Source organism: Neorhodopirellula pilleata, from assembly GCF_007859915.1.
GTDB lineage: Bacteria > Planctomycetota > Planctomycetia > Pirellulales > Pirellulaceae > Rhodopirellula > Rhodopirellula pilleata.
Window position 1 is genome coordinate 49911 of sequence record NZ_SJPM01000002.1, and the last position, 21130, is coordinate 71040.

The following is a 21130-nucleotide window of genomic DNA, read 5'->3' on the forward strand; positions in this document are numbered from 1 at the left end:
CCATCGAAACAAGACTGATCGCGAAGACGACTTTGCCGAAAAAAACCAAACCCGCAAAAAGTAGTCCCATGCAGACTGTGCATGACAGAAGACTAGTGGTCTGTCACAGCTAAACATTAGGGTTCGCTGTAGTAGATCTTGTTAAAGATCCGACCGCTACAGGATCTTTAACAAGATCCACTACCCTAACTTTTAGCTGTGACAGACCACTAGCGCCCCCGAGAGTTTGCATGTCCCGAATCAGGTTGACGCGCGGGCGCAGGTTTGCAATCCGTGCTGCAGCGATCGGATCCGGAGTCGCTTGATACTTTTGAACCAAGAGTTTCCGGATTTCTGCAAGCACCTTCGTTCTTTCAAACTGAAAATCACGCAGATTTCGCAATCAATGCTATCACTAAAACGGAGCTTGAAATTTCGCGATCAAGGTTTCTGTACTTGAGCAGAATTGGAGTCGACTTCAGTGGAAGTTAAATTAGCTGGTGATATCCCTGCCCGCATGATGCGGCACGCGGCCAGTAGTTCAAATGATTGCTTGACCAAAGTCTCGACTTGTGCGTCTTCGTTAGTTACCGCGATCGCATTGGAGGCGGCCTCAGAAACAATCCCAATTTGAAACCTATCCGCCGTTTGACGCAATCGTTCGGCTAACGCGACAAACGATTGACCGTCGCCATCGTCGGCTGCCTCGACGAGCCGTTCTATTTGCTCGCCGATGGCAAGCAGTACGTCGCCGTCGGATGAAACCCCAGAATTTAACTCGACTTGAAGTGCTCCGGATTCGACAATTTCAATAAAGTATTCGGTCAAAACGGGATCAAACTGCGATCCGGAGCAACGACGAAGCTCGGCGACGGCGCTCGTGACACCCATGCCTTTTCGATAGGGTCGATCAGAAACCATCGCGTCGAAAGAATCGACGATGGTTAGAATGCGTGACCCAATCGGAATATCCTCTCCCCAGAATTTTTGTTTCTCGCTGCATTGGACACCACCGTATCGGTAGTGATGGTACTTGACAATGTCTGTCAAACCTTGATTCTTGAACGAGTGTCTTATGATCTCTACTCCGATCCGATCATGTTTCTCCATGAATTCCCATTCTTCAGCGTTCAGTGCCTCAGGTTTAAGGAGGATCGCATCTGGAACGCCGACCTTGCCGATGTCATGCAGCAGCGCTGCAGTCTCAACGACGTAAACGTCCTTAGGACTTAAGACACGCTGAGCGAGAAGCGAAGCATACGTTGAAACGCGGTTGGAGTGCATTGCGGTTTCATGGTCTCTGAAAGTCAATGCAGAAAACAGCGCCGTGACAGCCGAGTAAGGTATCGAGGGAGCAACGCTCGCTTCTTCAGCGGGTTTGGTGCGAGAAATCTTGGATTCATCAACGATTAAGTCTGCCGGAACAGTGTCAAACCTAACAACCTGGTTTCGTCCATTTCGTTTAGCGACGTAAAGACATTTGTCGGCTTGGTCAAGCATGTCTTGGGGAGCGGCGGCGCCCAGTGAGAACGCCGAGATTCCGAGGCTTGCCGTGATTGTGAAATCTGGGAACTGCATTTCGCTCATCCGGATGCGTATCGATTCGGCGGCAGCCTCGGCATCTGCAATGTCGAGTCCGGGCATGAGAATTGCAAACTCTTCGCCGCCATAGCGGCAAACGACGTCATTCTTGCGGGTCATTTTGTTGAGCAGAGCACCGGTTTGGCGAAGCACTTCGTCGCCCATGCTATGTCCGTAGGTATCATTGATCGATTTAAAGAAATCGATGTCCACCATCATTCCGCACAACGGTATGTTGCTGTTTGTTGCTTCACTCCAGTGCTCTTCAAACAGTTCAAAGAAGGTTCGGCGATTGATGCAAGACGTCAACGGATCACGGGTAGCTAAATAACGCAATTCCTCGTTCTGTTTTGTGATTTCCTTTTTCGATACACTCAACTCTTCCAATGTCGACAAGAGCGCAGAACGGTTACGTTCTAGTGGCGTTACGTCGGTGAACGCCATCATCACCCCTTTGTACTTGCCCTCGTCATCGAGTACCGGCGACGAGTTTACCGAGAATATCGATCTGATTTGGCCGTTAGCATCGGCTAGTTGCATCTGAGTTCCGTGCACCGTGCCGGCTGGAATCTCGGTTGTGCTGCAATTAGGTGCCTCTGAGATTCGCCACGCCAAATCATACAGACCGCTCCCGAGAAGCTCTTCTTGGGTCTTGCCGACATACTTCGCGAAACTCTGATTGGCTAAGACAATACGGTCTTCGGTGTCTATAACGATAACGCCTTCGGCAAAGCTGTTGAGCACTTCTCGAACGCGAGGTGGCACGCTCTTGTTCGGATCGAGATAGCGTAAAATGCGACGCAAATGCAACCAGCACGCTAGACCAACGAGCATTGCCACAAAACTCAGCAGTTTTGCCAATGAAGGACTGACGTATTGATTCGCTCCAGCATAAATGGGGCTGAATTGGATTTCGATCTGGCCCCACTTTGTCTTCGTGTTTTCTATCTGCACCACATAGATTCCGTCCTGATGCCCTACAGCAAGATCGTTCCACGTTTCCGCATGCGAGCCCACGGCGACAACAAGGTCACCGTTGTGTCGACGCAATCCCACCGAGATTAAATCGGGGTTTTGAGTAGCGAATAGTTCGAACTGTTTTCCGGCTTTTTGGAGATCGTAATCTCCGACACAGGCACTGATGTTTGCGGACAATGCCTCGCACAACTTGGCCCGATTTGCTACCTGATATACACGTTCGTCTGGTATGAGCCCAGCCAAATGCGCAAGAAGAATCGCCGCAATGCACAGCATGATGATGCTGAAATTGATTCGAGCGAGGCTGCTTATTTTCATGAGCTTGATTCCGACTCCGACTGCATTCCCGCAGAGATAATCTGAGCGACGGATTTGTCGTCTACGTTAAGGCATCGTGTTGGATTATTGACAATATGGATCACGTCAAATCCAGCCCAGGTCGGAAGGGAGGAAGCGAGCAGGGAAAACAGGTACGATCCTCCGACGCACCATGCCGCGATGCCTGCGGAGGCCCCAACGAACAATGTTGTTGCGGTGCCGCTGGCCAGCTGGAGTGTTGCTTGGCGTTCATCCTCTTGCGACAGGAACTGACTTAAGCTGAACTGTAGGTCAGAGTTTTCGACGATGAAATTCATTCGTGCCGATTCTTCGGAATAATCCGCAGAAACCAGGATCCTTCGCAAATAGGAACTCCACGGCTTGAAGGTCATTTCGGTTGTTTGCAAGTTTCCGAGATTTTGTTCTTTGCCGTCAGCGACACTCTGGGCAATCATGCCATAGAGCAGATCCGTGTCCTTGGGTGGTAAATTGCCCGAGTCGTCGGAAGTCTTGGCCGTTTCGTCCACCTCTGTGGATGGTCCCATCGAATGCTCAGGAATGAATTCTGGGGGCGTCGTCACTGGGTTTGATTCAGGTTCGGACTCAGGCAGCGGCTCTGGTTCTGGCGTTGGATTTGGCGGTGGCGGCGGAGGTGGCGGCGGAGGTGGTGGCGGAGGTGGCGGCGGAGGTGGCGGCGCGGGACCACCAACTGAGACCAGGATCGTGACCGTTGCTGTGGCGGAATTCACGCTGCCATCGTTAGCGGCATAAGTGAACGAGACTAATCCATAAAATCCTGGTGCTGCTTCATAGCTCCAGCTTCCGTTTGACTGGAGTGTCAAGCTACCGGAACTTGGCCCAGCGATCAGCACGGCAGTCAAGGAATCGCCCTCGACGTCCGAATCGTTCGCGAGTAATCCATTTGACGCGTTGATGTTGATCGTTTCGCCAACGTTGATTTGTGCGGCATCGTCGACTGCGATGGGGGCGTCATTGATCGCGTTGATCGTTAATGCGACCGTGGTTTCACTCGAATACGTCGTTCCGTCAAAAACCCTGTAAGTAAACTCATCAATGCCGTTGAAGTTGTGGTCTGGCGTATATGCGAATGATCCATCAGTTTGAAGAATCAATTGCCCGTGAGCCACATCTTGATTGAGTACAGCAGTTAAGGTGTCCGAGATATCGTTGTCATGGTCATTCGAGAGTACGTTGTTGTTTAAGACATTGTCTTCGTTCAACGAGTAGTTGTCAGCAACTCCGACTGGCGTATCGTTGACGTTGGTGACGGCAGCAGTTTGCGCCGAAGCGAGCGGTCCTTCGTTGTTGCCTTCGCCGTCGGTGTAGGTGACTTCGACGCTGATTTGCGAACCGACGTCGGCGTCACCCAGCGTATAGGTGCTGGCCGTGGCTCCGCCGATATTGACGCCGTCTCTCAGCCATTGGTAACTGAACGCTCCCAAACCGTCGTTGTCACTGATGCCGCTGGTGTCGGCGGTCAGCGTTTGGTCTTCGGTTACCGTGCCCGTGATGGCTGGAATGCCAACCGGCGTATCGTTGACTGCCGTGATGTCGACGTTGACCGTACCAAGATTCTGATCAACTCCACCACCAGTGCCGGTGTTGCCGTTGTCGTTAATGACGACCCCGATCGTATCGGCGTTATCACCGTTGGTGTGCGGTGTACCATGAACGTAGGTGATGTTGCTGGCGTTGTCGAAGTAGTTGTTGAGGTCGGTCAACGTGCCGGTGAACGTCCGAGCCGTCGCCGTGCCGCCAATCGTGATGCCGGTCCCGGCGGCGCCAGTCAGTTGGCCGCCTGTGGTAGTGGAAAGAGTGGCGGTCAGTGTTCCGCTGGCGGCATCGACGTCACTGAAGTTGATCGCGGAGAGATCAATGTTGCTGGCAACGTCTTCGGTGACGGTGATGTCGGTTGGCAAGCTGCCAACATTGGTCGGATCGTCGTTGGTCGCGATGAGGTTAATCGTTTGCGAAGCCGAGTCTTCTTCGCTGCTGCCATCAGCCGTCAGGCCCGGATCGGTGCCCGTGTTGCCACCGTCGTTAACCGTGACCGTAATCGTCGTCGAAGCCGAAGGCGTGTCGCTGCCGTTGTTGTAAACAATCGAGCCTGTGCCAACGCCAGTTAGCAGGTTATTGATTTGCGCCAACGTACCGGTCAGGATCACGCTGCCCGTTCCGTTGCCGCTGCTGATCGCAATCCCCGAATCACCCGCCGCGACCGCGATCGAGCCTTCACCGACGGCAATCGTCGCTGTCATTGTGCCGGATCCCGCATCGACATCCGTGACACTGAAGCCCGTACCATGGATATTCAGGTTGGTCTGTTCATTGACGCTGTAAGCAGAACCGGGGCCAACCACATCGGGAGTGTCGTTCACTCGTTCGATGACGATATCGCGAGTGACCGTGTTGCTGTTGTCGTCACCATCGTTGACTGTAAAGCTGACCGTGCGATTGGCCGAGGACGGATTGTCGCTGGTGTTGGTGTAGGTGATTGAACGCAGAGCGGCTTCGTACTGAGCCAGCGTGGCGGAGCCGGTGAGAGTCAGTTCGCCTGTTGTGGCATTCCACGAGCTGCTAATTCCATTCTGGTTGTTGAATGCCAGAACATCTTGTCCGTCGACATAGTTACCGGTGATGGCCACGACGGCCGATTCGATGTTTGTACCGTCAAGGTCGGTGATTGCCAAAGTCGAAGTGATGGCGACGGTTCCATCGTTTTCGGTGTAGTTGAGTGCAGTGCTTTCTATGGAGGTCTGGACGGGAGCATCGTTGACCGCTGTGAAGCCAATGTCACGCGACTGAGTGTTGCTGTTCGCGTCGCCGTCGTTGACGGTAAAGCTGACGGTGCGAGTTCCTGTTGTCGGATCATCGCTGAGGTTTTCAAACGTGACGCTGCGAAGTGCCGCTTCGTACTGGGCCAACGTGGCCGAGCCGGTCAGAGTCAGCGTGCCGGTTCCCGAGTCCCACACGCCGGTGATGCCGTTCTGGTTCGTGAACGCCAAAACGTCTTCGCCATCGGCGTAGTTGCTGGTGATCGCGATAATCGCCGATTCAATATTTGTATCGTCCACATCGGTGATCGTAATCGCCGACGTGATCGCTACCGCTCCGTCGTTTTCGGTGTAGTTTAGCGCCGAGGCTTCAAGCAAAGCCGTGAGAGGTGCATCATTCGTCGCCGTGATGTTGACCGACGTATTGCCCGTCGCTTGCAACGCTCCGCCGGTTCCTTGTGCGCCGCTGTTGCCATCGTCAAACGTCCAGTCGATTTGCACACTCGCCGGTGGTGTGTCGTTGGTGTTGCTGTACGCGATCAACTGCATCACTTCGTTGACTTGGGCATTCGTTACGCCGATCCCGAACGTCAGCGCCAACTGTCCGCCGGTGTTGGTGTAGCTGCCGATGTTAGTCGACGAAAGTTCCAACGTGCCACCGTTTAGAACCAGATTACCGAACGCTGAAAACACATCTTCGCCATCGGCACCACCGCTGCGAGCCAGCGTCAGTGTGGCACCGCCAAAGTCATCGATGTTGCTCAGTTCAGCATCCAGTATTGCGACGTTACCATCGAGCACCACGGCCGAGCCCCCTTCAATGAAAGTGGGATTGCCGTTCAGGGTTGATCCAAATGTCGGCGCATCGTTGATCGAAGATACATTGAACGTGAGAACGTCGCTTGCTGTGCTGAATGCGGTTGTTCCACCGGTGATAGTGGAATCAACCTTGGTTCCGACAGTACCTGATGTCCGGTCCCAGGCTCGGTATTCCAGATTGATCGTGCCGCCGTTTTCACCGTTGGGCAACAAGCGAATCTTGTCCGTCGAGCGTAGCACTAAAGCGTTATTGGCAGAGACCGTACCGATACTTGTCCACGTTGATCCGCCGTCAATGCTGTATTCCAAAAGTCCAGCGGTGCCGGTCGTCCCAAAGATCGCGAGCCCTTTCGTAAGCACGCTATCGACATCCGTCACGCTGGCGTTCAAGAATGTGGAAATCGTCAACATGTACGATGCGGTGTCTTCGGTTGTGGCATAGGTCGGAGCGTACGGTACAAGAACCGGCGCATCATTGACCGCAGTCACATTGAACGTAATCGAATTGTCCGTCGGATCACGGTCGATTCCGCCGTTCGCGGTGCCACCATCGTCCTGGACCTGGAAACCAAAACTCGTATAGTTCGTACCATTCGCATCTGCGGTTGGTTGGAATGTTAACAACCCGCTATCGATATCCGCTTTGGATACCCAGTCGTTGGCAGCGAGGGTTGCGTCGTTGTACAAAAGCTGACCTTGGCTTGGGAGAGATGTGATCCAAACCCGATCGAAGTTGTTTCCTTCAAGATCCGTAAAGCCAAAGTCAGCAGCGGTTAACGTATAGGTCGCATCTTCAAGAATCGTGATCGTCTTGTTCGCTCCGCTGGGTGCGTCATTGACGGAGTTGACTGTAATGGCAACGGTTTGGGAATCGAATCCGTTGTCGCCCAGAATCGCGACAATTTCAGATGCGGTTAAGACACGATCGTAGATTCGCACGTCATCAAGGCTGCCGACGAACGCGTTTGCCCCAGTTGATTTTCCGCCGATGGTGATGTCGGGCGAACCGGTGACACCCCAGTCAATGTCACCGAAGTTGAACGAACTGCTGTTGATCTGGACACCGTTGAGATAGAGACGCACGATATTCGTGGTGTCATCCAGCGTTGCCGCGACGTGATTCCATCCTTCTCCAGCAATGTTGTTGGCTGAGTTCAGATTGTTGGTCGTAAGTCCTTTGGCATGGACCGCCATGGAGTAACTTGGGTTGGTGCGATCAAGCGTCACGAAGAACTCGTCACCAATCGACAAGAAGACTTGTTCCTGTTGTCCGGCATCCAAGTTCACCCAGGCCGCGAACGTGACTTCGTTGCCCAGACCCAAGGCACCGTTGGTGATTCTGATCAAGTCATCGCCGTCAAACGTCATCACATCGCCGCGCTCGGGATCGCTGGTCAGCGTCGGATCGCCGGAAGCGGTCCCGTCGTGACCATTGCCGCTATCGTCATCGGTCGAGCCGTTTAGGAACTCATATCGGGCATACAGATTCGCTTCGGCGGCCGCGTCGGAACCGGTGGTCACCGTTAGCGTATCACTGCCGTTGTAGTTGGCGTTGCCGAGGTACTGCAAACCATCGAGCGCCGCGTTGATGTCGGCTTCGGTCCCAGAAATTGCGATCGTCGCGCTGTTGTTACTGGTTCCGTTCATAAACGAAATGCCAGCGGTTGTAGCCAGAGTCAGCCGACCATTGGTCACACTCAGCGTCGCCGTTACGATCGGGTCGTTGTTGCTTCCGCTTTCAATAACGATTGCATTGCCGCCGCCGCCGGAGAATGTCAGCGGAACGTCTTCGTTCACGGATTGAGCAATCGGCACGGTCAAGAATGCCGGTTCATCGGTGTTGATGATGTTGACCGTCGTGATGCCGGTCGCGGTGAGGTTTCCGCCACTGCCCTGGGATCCGCTGTTGCCATCATGAAATTCCCAGGTAACGTCAACGCTTGTCGGCGGCGTGTCGCTGGTGTTCGCATAGGCAATCGACTGCAGCGTTTCGTTGACGAGTGCCTGGGTGGCGTCTGCGTTGAACGTTAGAATCAGATTGCCGCTGGCTATCGATGAGACGGTTCCGATGTTGATGCCCGACAGTGTGATGTTTCCGCCCTGAGTCAACGCGGCGAGATTGCCGGTCGCACTGAACACGTCTTCGGCAACTCCGCCACCGGCGCGATGCAACCACAGGAAAGACCCGTTGAAATTGTCTGCCGCTGAAAGTTCTGCATCAAAGATCTGTACGTTGGCATCCAGCACCACTGCTGAACCACCTTCGACGTAGGTCGGATTACCGTCCAGTTGGCCCGATTGATAGCTGGTATCGAGCGTACCGTCGGCGTTCAGGCGTGCGATCAAGGCACGTGAGAAACCATGGCGACTATCGTAGCCTCCAACGACAATCTTTTCCTCCACTCCGTCGTCATAGAGTGAGATGTCATAACCGTCGGCGTAGTCATTGGTCAGACCGGAGAGCCAGACGCCGTTGTCACCGAATCCGGTATCGAAACTTCCGTCGGTATTCAGCCGTACCACCACCAGTTCGTAACCGTAGGCGCTGTTCGTTTCAGCCGTTCCGACCACCAGCAGCCTGTCATCGGACTGCTGGATGACTTTGACTCCGTAGGCCGAAAGGACGTCGGGATGTGTTAGTGTTGCTGTTCCACCTACACCAAAGCTCGTGTCCAGGACGCCGTTACCATCGAAGCGAGTGATGACCAGATCGTTGCCCAGTAACCCGGTAACCGCGATCTTGCCATCCGATTGAACGACCAGACTGTTGGTCTTGTGTCCGACCGAAAGAATTCCGTCCCCATCAAACGTCGCGTCGAGTGCACCGGCGGTTGTCAGCCGAATGACGTGATTCTCGCCCGCGGCCAGAATGCGACCATCGGCCAGAATGGTCACTGAACCGAGACGTTCACTGGTACCTCCAAGATTGACATTAACGATCCCATCGCCATCAAAGGTCGAATCCAGCACACCCGCGCTGGTGTATCTCGCCACAAACGAATCCGGTCCATTCGCGCCCACCACGACGATGGTGCCATCGGTGTGCACGGCGACTTCATACGCATCGTCGTTGCCATTGACATCCGTCACCACCACTCCGCCAGTGCCGAAGCCGGTGTCCAGAGTGCCATCGCTGTTGTACCGAGCCAGTCCGATATCGCTGCCAACGTCACCCGTGACCAGGAACTTGCCGTCCGGCTGCTGCTTGATGTCTTGGATATAGGCGATCGACGATGCCTCGAAATAACCGTTGATTCCAAAACTGGTGTCAAGTTGGCCGTCAGGCCCCAGTTTGCCAACCACCGAGTCAATGTTGGAATTGTAAGGCGTGAACAAGACGCTGCCATCAGCAAGTGCCAGGGACGCAACATTCTGGTTGTATCCTGGCTCGCCGTAGCCAATGGCGAAACCGCCCTCGGAACCGAACGTCGGTGCATCGTTGATGCCCGTGGTGACGATCGCAGCCCTTTCAATGGTCGTGGAAAAGGCGGTGCTGCCACCATTGACAGACGTGCTGACGTACGTGCCCTCGCTTCCCGTCGTTTGGTCCCAGGCACGAAACTCAATTCGCTCGCTTTGCGAGGAAGTTGCATTCGGCACCAACCGAATCAGGTCCGTTGATCGCAGAAGCAGTGCGTTGAAAGTTGAAACTGAATCGACCCGCTGCCACGTCGCGCCACCGTCGATCGAGTAGTCAAAGGCGTTGCTCACATAGGTCACCGCAATGCCTTCGACGGCCCCCGCATCAGCGTCAATCACCCGATCGCCGCTGACGCTGGCCAGCAACGAAGCAACCGTGTTACCAGCGTTGTTGACGTCGTCTTCTGAAATGGTGGTAAAGGTAGTTTGCTCGTAAACTGAAACATTATCGAGGTAGCCATCGACCCCCGTCGAGCTCGCTGAGACATCGGTGAATGTCAGTGTCGTCGTTGTCGAATCGGCGACAAATGAATAGGTGAAAGTGGTGAAGGTCGTTCCTGGCACCGACGATGTTCGTGTGGCGATCAGGAGGTTGGTGGCACCATCGACTTTGACCTGCATTTGCTGGCTGAGCGAGCCACTGTCATCCCGGTATTGGAATGTCAGCGTGTACGTTTGTCCGATGATCGTCGTGAAAGACTGTGATGCCGTATGCGGACCTGCGACATCGCCCTCGCCGAATCGCAGCGCGTTGCCCGTATTCGTGACGGTTCCCGTTGTGCTCCAGCCGGTTAAGTCACCAGTCTCAAGATCGCCGTTGACAAGCAAGTTCGTTTGATTGATCACCGGTGCATCGTTGGTCGCCGTGATGTTGACCGTCGTGCTGCCAGTGGCCTGCAGAGCCGCGCCGCCTTGTGTCTGCACGGTGTCTCCGCCGTCGTCGAACGTCCAGTCGATTTGCACACTGGCGGGCGGTGTATCGCTGCTGTTGGCATAAGTGATCTGGCGCAGGATGTTGTCGACGTCGGCGCTGGTTGGGATTTCGCCATTGGCATCGGTGAACGTGATGACCAGTTGGCCCGCCGTGGCCGTGGTGTCAAACGTGGCAATGATCTGACCGCTCTTGAGCAGGTTCCCGCCGGACAGCGTGATGCCGTTGCCGTTGTTGAAGCTCAGCACATCTTCGGCAGCCGCTCCGCCGTTTCGAACCAGCGTGACGCTTGCTCCGGCGTAGTTGCCGTAGCCTGAATTCAATGCATCCAACTCGGCATCGTAGACATTGACATCATTGTCCAGCACCACCGCCGCGCCGTTTTCGGTGTAGGTCGGTGTGCCGTCCAGCGTGCTGGCGGCAGCGAAGGTGGTGTCCAGCGTGCCATCGCTGTTGTAGCGAGCCAAGGCGAAGTCATAGTTGTCGCCATTGTCGCTGTCCCCTGCCACCACGATCTTGCCGTCGGCCTGCACGACGACGCTGTATCCAGTGTCATACAGCGTCCCGATGGCGGTGGTCAGCTTGCCGTCGCCGGAGAAAGTAGTGTCCAGCGTGCCGTCGCTGTTGTAACGCACCAGAGCGAATTCGTCGTTGCTGCCGATCGCGCTGTATCCCGCCAAAAGGATCTTGCCGTCGGCCTGCACGGCAACGCTGTAGCTTTGATCATGCCCTGTGCCGATGGCGGTGGTGAGTTTGCCATCGCCGGAGAAGCTGGTGTCCAGCGTGCCATCGCTGTTGTATCGCACCAATGCGAAGTCTTGATTGCTGCCATTCCAGCTGTCCCCTGCCACCAGAATCTTGCCGTCGGCCTGCACAGTGACACTCTTCCCAGAAGCATTGTAGGCCCCGATAGCGGTGGTGAGTATGCCGTCGCCGGAGAAAGTGGTGTCCAGCGTGCCGTCGCTGTTGTAACGCACCACGGCGAATTCATCGTTGCCGTTGGTGCTGGACCCCGCCACCAGAATCTTGCCGTCGGCTTGCACGGTGACGCTGTTTCCTTTGTCATGGCTCAATCCAACAGCCGTGGTGAGAATGCCGTCGCCGGAGAAGCTGGTGTCCAGCGTGCCGTCGCTGTTGTAACGCACCAATGTGATGTCTTCGTTGCTGCCGTTCCAGCTGGTTCCCGCCACCAGGATCTTGCCGTCGGCTTGCACGGTGACGCTGTTTCCCGTGTCATGGCTCGCACCAATGTCCGTCGTGAGCATGCCGTCGCCAGAGAAACTGGTGTCCAGCGTTCCGTCGGTGTTGTAACGCACCAGGGCGAAATCATTATTGCTGCCGTTGAAGCTTCGCCCTGCCACCAGGATCTTGCCGTCGGCTTGCACGGTCACGCTGCTTGCAGTGTCATTGCTCGCACCAATGGCAGTAGTAAGCTTGCCGTCGCCCGCGAAACTGGTATCCAGCGTGCCGTCGGTGTTGTAACGCGCCAGTGCGAAGTCATCATTGCTGCCGTTATCGCTGGTTCCTGCCACCACAATCTTGCCGTCGGCCTGTAGCGCGACGCGAGCTCCAAAGTCGTCTTCCGCGCCGATAGCAGTGGTCAGCGTGCCAGCATTGCTAAAGGAGGGCGGGTCGTTGACCGCACTCACCGAAACGGTACTGGTGACCGTGCTACTGAGCTGCCCTTCGGCATCGAGTATTTGGATGTCGAGTGTTCGATTACCTTCAGTGGGTGTGTCCGAGCTGTTTTCGTAGGTGATGCCTTGTATCAGCGACTGCAGATCAGCCAGAGGGAAATCACCACCGAACTCCTTGACGATGGTGAAACCAGTTCCATCGAAGTCGATTTCGAAATCCGTACTGCCCACCGTGCGAGTGACCACATCTCCGGTGCCGTAACTAAAGGTGTAGCCCGCCACGGTAACAAGCTCACTGGCACCGTCCGGCATCGCGGACAGGGTGATGTACAGATCCTGGAAGGACGTGCTATCGGCATCGCTGATAATGATATCCGTGTCGGAGATGTTGACTGCTCCGCCATCTTCTGTGAAGGATACAGAAAAGTCGGTTCCAATGTCGTTGGTGCCATTGAGGTCCACGACTGGAGCATCATTGACGGCGGTGATATTGACCGTCGTGCTGCCGGTGACTTGTTCTGCGGAACCGCCTTGAGTTTGAACACTGTCGCCGCCATCGTCGAACGTCCAGTCAATCTGAGCGCTTGCTGGTGGCGCGTCATTGCTGTTGCTGTAGGCGATTTGCTGCATCGCTTCATTGACGAGCGCATTAGTGGCGTTACTGTTGAAAGTCAGAACCAACGTGCCGCTGGAGTTTTGCGTTACAGAGCCGATTGTGGTGGCGCCAACGACCAAGTTGTTTGATCCTTGAGCTAGCGAGACCAAGGTTCCTGTCGCCGAGTACTCATCGTCGGCACTTGCAGCACCGTTGCGAACAAGCGTCAACGTTGCTCCGTCGAAATCGTCGATGCCCGAAAGCTCTTCATCAAATATTTGAACGTCGCCATCCAGCACAACCGCTGCACCGCCTTCTGTGTATGTTGGTTTGCCGTCGAGCGAATTCGCGATCGTACCAAACTGCTGGTTCAGTGATCCATCGCTGTTGTATTTAACCAAAGCGAAATCTTCATCGGTGCCGTTGTTACTCCGTCCCGCCACAACAATCGTGCCGTCACTCCCAACACTGACGCTGTAGGCTAGATCTTGACCCGGTCCAATGGGCGTTGTGACGATCCCGCCGGTGCCAAAGGTATTGTCCAACGAGCCGTTCGTGTTGTAGCGAACCAAAGCGAAATCGTTGTCGGTGCCGTTGGAACTGTATCCAGCCACAAGGACTTTTCCGTCGTCCTGTACCGTGACGGATTGACCGGAATCGCTGGTCGAGCCAACAGTTGTCGCCACCAAACCTGTACCACCGAATGTGGCGTCCAGCGTGCCATCGGCGTCGTATCGCAGAACCGCAAAGTGGCTTCGTGAATCAAAGATGGCTCCCGCCAACAGAATCTGGCCATTGGCTTGCAACGTGACACTGTTCCCAATTCCGGCAACCGCGCCACTTGGCGTCTCCACAATTCCGTCGCCACCACCGAAGCTCGTGTCGAGCGAACCGTCGCTGTTGTAGCGAACCAAGGCAAACGTTTGCCCGCCGGTTGAACCCCTACCGCCCAGAAGAAGTTTCCCGTCAGCCTGAATAGTGACGCTAAAGGCTTGGTCTACCCCAGACCCAAGTGGCGTCGTGACGATTCCGCTTGCGCCAAAAGTACTGTCGACGGTCCCGTCTTCGTTGTAGCGAATCAGGGCGAAATCTTGATTCGTGCCGTTGAAGTAATGTCCTCCGACCACGAATTTTCCATCAAGCTGAGTCGTGACGCCCCAACCTCGATCTTCCCCCGCTCCGATGGGCGTGGAGACGATTCCGTCGCCGCCACCAAAGGCGGTGTCGAGCGTTCCGTCGGCGTTGAAACGCGTTACGACGAAGTCATCCGTGCTGCCGTCGTTGCTGTATCCAGCGATAAGAATTTTGCCGTCAGCCTGCACAGCGATGCTGTTTGCGACTTCGGTATTCGCCAAGATGCCCGAAGTGGCAATCCCGTCTCCGCCGCCAAAGGTCGTGTCGAGCGATCCGTCAGCGTTGTAGCGTGTCAACGCAAAATCAGCGCCCGTGCCGCTGCTGGTCGTCCCCGCGACAAGAATTTTACCGTCCGGCAGAACGACCGTGCCCGCGCCGGCATCATAATTCGAGCCGACCGCCGTCGTCACGATCCCATCACCCACATCAAACGTCGGAGTATCGTTCACCGCGTTGACCGTGATCGCCACGCTGTCGGTTGTTTCGGTTTGGTCCGTCGCCAATGCCGCAATCTCGTCGCTCGACAAGGCACGCGTGTAAACTCGAGCGTCGTCGATCAGGCCGTCAAACGCGTGGCCTGTTCCGTTTCCGTTCTGCCCGATTCGAGTGACGGTTCCCTGATTGTATTGGATCGACTCGGTTGCTGTGTCAGTCAGGACAAGTTCGCCGTTGATGTAGATCGCGACATCACCGGTCGCGTCATCTATCGTCGCGGCAACATGTGTCCAGCCCGCATCGGAGATGTTGACGTTCGTGCGGACTTCTTGCCAGCTCGATGTGCCGCGAATGATGAAAGTCAGACCGTTGGTTCCGTCGATCGAGCGTAGTGCCACATTGTCGCCAAGTGATATGATCTCACCGGAGTACGTACCCGAGTTCACGTTGACCCAAGCAGCCAGCGTCATGTCAGCCGGATTGCCGAACATGCCGGGGATTTCAACATACTCGCTGTTGTTCAGCGACAAGACATTCCCACGTTCCGGATCGCTGACGAACAAACCCGTCGTGGTTGGCGTGCCATCGTTCGCGACTCCTGCCGCCACGTCATCAGCGTTTCCTTCAAAGGTGTAGTTGCCAACCAAGTTTGCAGCGACCGCCGTCGTGATGTTCAGCGTGTCCGCGCCGTTGTAGTTGGCGTTGGGAGTGAACTCCAAGCCGTTGAGCGCCGTGTTGATGTCACTTTCGAGTCCTTCGATCACCATCGACGGCGAACCGTCGGCACCTTCGACAAACGTGATGCCGATCAAACCATTAAGCGACAGAACGCCGTTGGCGACACTCAATGTGACGCGAAGCGGAGTGTCCGCCGCAATGCCGTCGTCTACGCTGATGACGTTGCCACCCGAGTAGACAAACGGGGTGTCTTCGTCGGTGGTCGCCGTCGCCGGAGCCGTGATGTCCAGATCAACCGAGGTCAGAATATCGACCGTCGTGCTGCCGGTCGCCGTCAATGCGCCGGGGCTTCCTTGAACCGAAACACTGTCGCCACCATCGTCGAACGTCCAGTCGATCTGAACGCTGGCCGCAGGTGTGCCGCTGCCGTTACTGTAAGCGATTTGCTGCATCGCTTCGTTCACCAGCACATTCGTGGCATTGCCGTTGAACGTCAGCACCAACGTGCCGCCCGAGTTCGTCGTGACCGAACCGATCGTCGTGGCTCCCACGACAAGGTTGTTTGCTCCTTGGCTCAACGTGACCAGCGTGCCGGTCGCGGAAAATTGATCGTTGGCATTGGTGCCACCGTTGCGAACCAGCGTTAATGTGGCTCCGTCAAAATTGTCAATCGCCGACAGCTCTTCATCGAACACTTGAACGTCCGCATCAAGAACAACCGCCGCACCGCCTTCGATATAGCTCGGATTGCCGTCGAGCGTATTGACAAGGTTGCCAAATGATTCGTCAACCGTGCCATCGCTGTTGATTCGTGCAACCTGCACGTCGGTTTGCCCATCAGATCTGTTACCAATCAGAATAATGCTTCCGTCGGCATTGATCGCAATTCCTTTGCCGTAGGCATCACCCGACTGAGGCATTGTCAGCTTGCCGGTCGTGTTAAACGTTGTGTCCAGCGAGCCATTTGCGTTGTATCGTACAACGGCAAAGTCATTGTTTGTGCCATTGTTGCTGTAACCTCCGACAACGATTTTTCCATCTGATTGCACCGCGACGCTATTGGCATCATCGGTCCCTGCACCAATCGCAGTAATGACTTTTCCGGTGCCGTTGAACGTTGTGTCGAGCGAACCGTCGGAGTTGTACCGAATGATGGCAAAATCAGCGGTTCCGCCGGCAGAGGTGTATCCGACGGCCACAATCTTGCCGTCATCCTGAATCACAATTTCTTTCAGGTAGTCAGTAGAAGAGCCTGAGAAATCAGTGTCGACTTTCCCATCGCCGCTGAATGTCGTGTCCAACGTGCCGTTTGTGTTGTAACGCGTCAGCGCAAAGTTGATTCCCTCAGCCGTAGCCGCGTAGCCTCCGAGTACAATTTTCCCATCGGACTGAATTGCGGAGCTGACACCATAAGCATTTCCAGTACCAACATTGGTCGTGACGATTCCGTCGCCGCTAAAAGTCGTGTCGAGCGATCCGTTGCTGTTGTATCGCACGACCGCAAAGTTGATGTTACTGCCATTGAAGTGAAATCCCGAAACAACGATCTTGCCGTCGGTCTGAACCTGCACGCTGGCGGCGGCTTCACTGTTTCCGACCGCGGTCGTCACTATTCCATCGCCATCAAACGTTGTATCCAATGTGCCGTCGTTGTTGTATCGAGCGACGGCATAGAAGTTTCTACTAGAGCCATCGTTAGCACGGCCGGCAACGACGTACTTTCCATCCGCCTGCTGAGTGACACTGTTTGCAGTATCAAATCCGGGCATAATGTCGGTGGTATTAAAACCCGTTCCGTTGAAGGTCGTATCGAGCGACCCATCTACGTTAAACCGGCTGATACCAAATCCGCTTGCTGAGCCCGGTGTTAAGCCGTAGCCTGCAACGACGAACTTGCCATCGTCCTGTAAAAAGACACTGTTACCGTAACTGGATCCCGACCCGATTGGCGTTGCCTCCAAGCCATCGCCAACACTAAACGTTGGTGCTTCATTGACTGGAGCGACTTCCCGGAAGTCAACCTCGCCGGTGGCATAGGTCGACTGCAAATCGTTGGCCGGATCGTTGGTGCTGCCGTTTGGATCGGCGTAAGTGGCATCGCTGACGGCTGCGATCCCCGATTCGGCCTGATCCGACGTGCCATCGTTGTCACTGTCGGTGTCAAGGTAATCAGCCGTGCCGTCGCTGTCCGTATCGACCGGCGTCAATCCGCCGTCGGGAAGACCGTTGTAAGCCGTATCCACACCACTGGCATCAACGACTCCATTGGGCGCGACATAGCCTGCGGTCGTTTGAGCTTCGATATTGTCCGCAATGCCGTCGTTATCGCTGTCCAGATCAAGGCTGTTGATCAGGCCATCGCCGTCGACATCGTTCGTGCCAGACGTTGATCCATCCAGATTCGTTAGCGTGATGTTGCTGAACGAATAGGTTGTCGGTGTCGAGTCGTCATAGAAAGACGTGTCGACAAAGTAGTCTTTACCAGCCGTTGTCGTTGTGTTGCGGACGCTGATGCCGTTACGCTGATAGTCAACATTCGTACCGTCGATTTCAATCGTGAAGACATCGCCAGCGGAGAAAGCCGTTGCTGCAACAACGTTGGAGCTTTCCTCATAGATATAGAAGTTCGCGCCAGCGAAGTAAAACTTGAAGTCGCCATCCTCCCAGCTATTGGTGCTGTTCGTGCCAGCTTCGTTCAAACCGATCATCACGTCTCCATAGGACGCATTGTCGGCGGTGAAATTGAACTTGAATGAATCGGTGTAGCCAAGCGTGGAAAAATTGTCCGAATGCGTGGAGATGCTCCACGTATTCGTCTGCGAACCGCCATAATTGTAGGTCAGCGTGCCATTGCCGCCGGTGACCGATGACCCTGCGACGTTCGTCCAATTGGAAATTTCGGGATCGACCGTCACATCTTCAACGCTGTCCAGAATCCCATCATTGTCATCGTCCAAGTCAACGCTGTCGAAGACGCCGTCTCCGTCGGTGTCTGGCGTCGCATAGCGGGAGAATTCAGACGAATTCCCGCTGGCGTCCGTCGTGACGAGCGTAATGTGCTCGCTATCGGCAATCGTCGAACCAGCCAGCGTGCCCGTGAGCGAGGCTTGCCCATCAGCAACGCCCGTGATCGTTCCCATATAACGCTTGCCTTCGACTTGGCCGCCATCGACGTCCGTGCTGGCGTAGAAGTCGATCGAGTACGTTCCGCTGGCAAGCGTCGTGGTGTCGATGTCGTAAACGAGTTCGTTGGAAACATTCGATTCGACGGAGTTGATCTCGGCCCAGTTCTGCAGGTTGTTCGGGCCGGTGTCGGCATCGTTGGGAGCGCCCGTATCGTTCGCGGTTGGCCCATCGTTTCCAAGGTCAATGCCAAGGCCAGCGTTTCCGTAGATCGAGTTTCCACGAATCGTGTTTCTGATTGGAATCATGGTGGTCGAGTCGACAACGACTCCCGCTCCGCTACTGGCGGTAATCACGTTACCTTCACCAGCATTGATTCCACCAAGTTGATTCTGGCTGGCCCCCCATTCAAACAAAACGCCTACGTCATTTCCGGCAGTGACCGTTCCGGTCTCGTTCGTGCCAATAAAGTTTCCGTAAATCGTAACTCCGGTCACTGATTCACCGACCAGAATTCCTGTGCCGCTGTCTAGAATTTCGTTCCCAGCCCCTACGCCGCCGATGACATGGTTATCGCCTGAATAGAGGTAAATGCCGATGTTTGTGTTTCCCAGAACGGTTGTGCCATCTGCTCCAAGGCCGATCCGGTTGTTCTGGATAACAAAACTGTCAGTTCCCGAATCTTCCAGATCAATCGCATATGTCGTGCCAGCAATAATGTTGCGATGATCATCGGTTGCTCCACCAATTGTGTTGCTGTTCGCACCGTTGGTTGCGACTACACCCTGATAGGCACTACCGCTCGCCAGCAGGCTATTTCCAGTAGTATCGGTGCCCAGAAAGTTCCCAGCAATCAAATTGTTGTTTGCGCTCGTCGAATACAGGTAGATGCGTTCGTTGATAACATTCCGATCCGACGCAACGACGCCTCCGATCGTATTGTTGTCACCAACAACAAACATCCCGTCGCCAGTGATTGCTTCACCTACGCCCGCATCAGTTCCGTCGCTGTTGAATTGTCCAATCCAGTTGCCCGCGATCGTGTTGCCGCTCGATCCATCGTCGATTATGATACCGGTGTCAACATCGCGAATCACCAGCCCGCGGACTTCACTGTTGTCAGCGGTGGCACTGAAAGTCAGGCCATCGAACCCTCCGCCGTTTCCGTCCAGAACGATCGGCAGAAAACTGCCCTCAGTCCAACCGGTCTGCGTCGTACCGTCGATCGTGACCTGTTCGGTAATCGCATCGAGCGCCGATGACAGGTTGATCACCTGTGTGCCGCTACCAGCAATGTTAAAGACAATCGCGTCATGCCCCGCCAACGCGTTGGCATCGGTGATCGCTTGACGCAGTGATCCCGCACCGCTGTCGTTGGTGTTCGTCACCGTGAATGTCGCCAGCAAACCTTCCCACTCGGCTTGAAATGCAGCGCTGACGACGATTTGCGTCTCGATCTCGCCGACGTTGTATTCGAGCAACCAATTGCCACCCAGCGACTCGGCACCGATCAGCGTTTCGCTGGCGGCGATATCGGCTCCCGTCCACTGGGCGATCGATTCCAGCAGATCACGGCCGGCTTGAGTACTCGCCAGATCGCAACCGTAGAATAAAACGTCGCCACCGGTCTTCAATGCACCCGACCACTGAGCAAACTCGGCTTGTCGGCTCTGGGCCGCCTGGGCATCGAACCAAGTGCTACCAAACTTAAATGCCCGATCAGTTCCGTGGGTGATGAAGTGAATCGCGTCGAGCGGCCCGCCAAGCTGCGATAAATAGTCGTTGACTTGAGCAAGTCCATCAGTGTTGCTGTCGACAAGCACGATTTGCAATTGCGTGCCAGGGACACTACGACTTTGCAAGTCGGCAAGAATTGTTTCGTAATCCTCAACTCCGGTGTCAACGAATACGAGCTCCAAGAATTCGCTGTCGACCGAATCGAACATCGGGGCGAGGACTTCCGCTCCGATCGGCTGATGGCTGGCGGTGACATCGCAATCGCACAAGGCGGCCACGGAATCGATCAGCATCTGCCCATCGTCATCCGCCAAGTCGCAACCGTAGAAGTACAAATCCGCGTCGGTATCCAGCGCGCTGGCCCAACCGGCGATCTCGCTTGAGTAGCCAACGAGTGAGTCGTTATTGAGGACCGTGCTGCCCAATTGGATTTGGCCATCGCTGCCGTGGGAGGCAATGTGAATCGCGTCGATCTGGGTGCGGCCCGCTAGGGCTTCGCTGATTTGCTGGATGCCGTCGCGAGTCGGATCGACGAACACGATTTCAATTTGCCGCGACGGATCGCTGAGCGTGGCGATATCGTCGAGCACTTGTTGCAAGTCATCAATGCTCGTATCGATGAAAATCAACTCGCGTGAAACATCAACGGCACTTTCATGGCCCCCGTCCCAAACCACGTCACTTTCAGTCGCTTGATTAACCGCGTCAGCGTTATTCTCTCCGCTCCCTTCGTAGGAGACCACTTCATGGGCAAAAATATCGACGGAGGCACTTTCGGCCGTTGAGTCTACGGGAGCTTCGGCAGCTTCGACCATCGGAACGGCGCTGTAGAGGATACGCTCCTCGAGCACGAGCAGATCCAGCTCGCGGGCTGGAATGCCAGCGGCTTTGCTAGCAGCTTTGGTTTTCTGTGAACGCAGTTGTGCGTCAAGTTTTGTCAGTATTTTGTGTAGCACGGCTCCTCCAGTGA

At 55.1% G+C, this 21130-nt stretch carries 2 protein-coding genes; both read right to left on the reverse strand.

Annotated features, from left to right (window positions below; all coding sequences use genetic code 11):
- Nucleotides 1–420: 420 nt before the first annotated feature.
- The gene (locus tag Pla100_RS05365) at nucleotides 421–2856 is read right to left on the reverse strand and encodes a diguanylate cyclase (protein WP_146576686.1); all 2436 of its coding nucleotides are present in this window, start codon (nucleotides 2854–2856) and stop codon (nucleotides 421–423) included.
- The gene (locus tag Pla100_RS05370) at nucleotides 2853–21116 is read right to left on the reverse strand and encodes a DUF4347 domain-containing protein (RefSeq protein ID WP_146576687.1); all 18264 of its coding nucleotides are present in this window, start codon (nucleotides 21114–21116) and stop codon (nucleotides 2853–2855) included. The genes Pla100_RS05365 and Pla100_RS05370 overlap by 4 nt, the downstream gene beginning before the upstream one ends.
- Between the last annotated feature and the right edge of the window lie 14 nt (nucleotides 21117–21130).

Coding starts and splice junctions, on each gene's coding strand:
- Pla100_RS05365 (WP_146576686.1), bottom strand. CDS start 2,856: ATGAAAATAAGCAGCCTCGCTCGAATCAATTTCAGCATCATCATGCTG.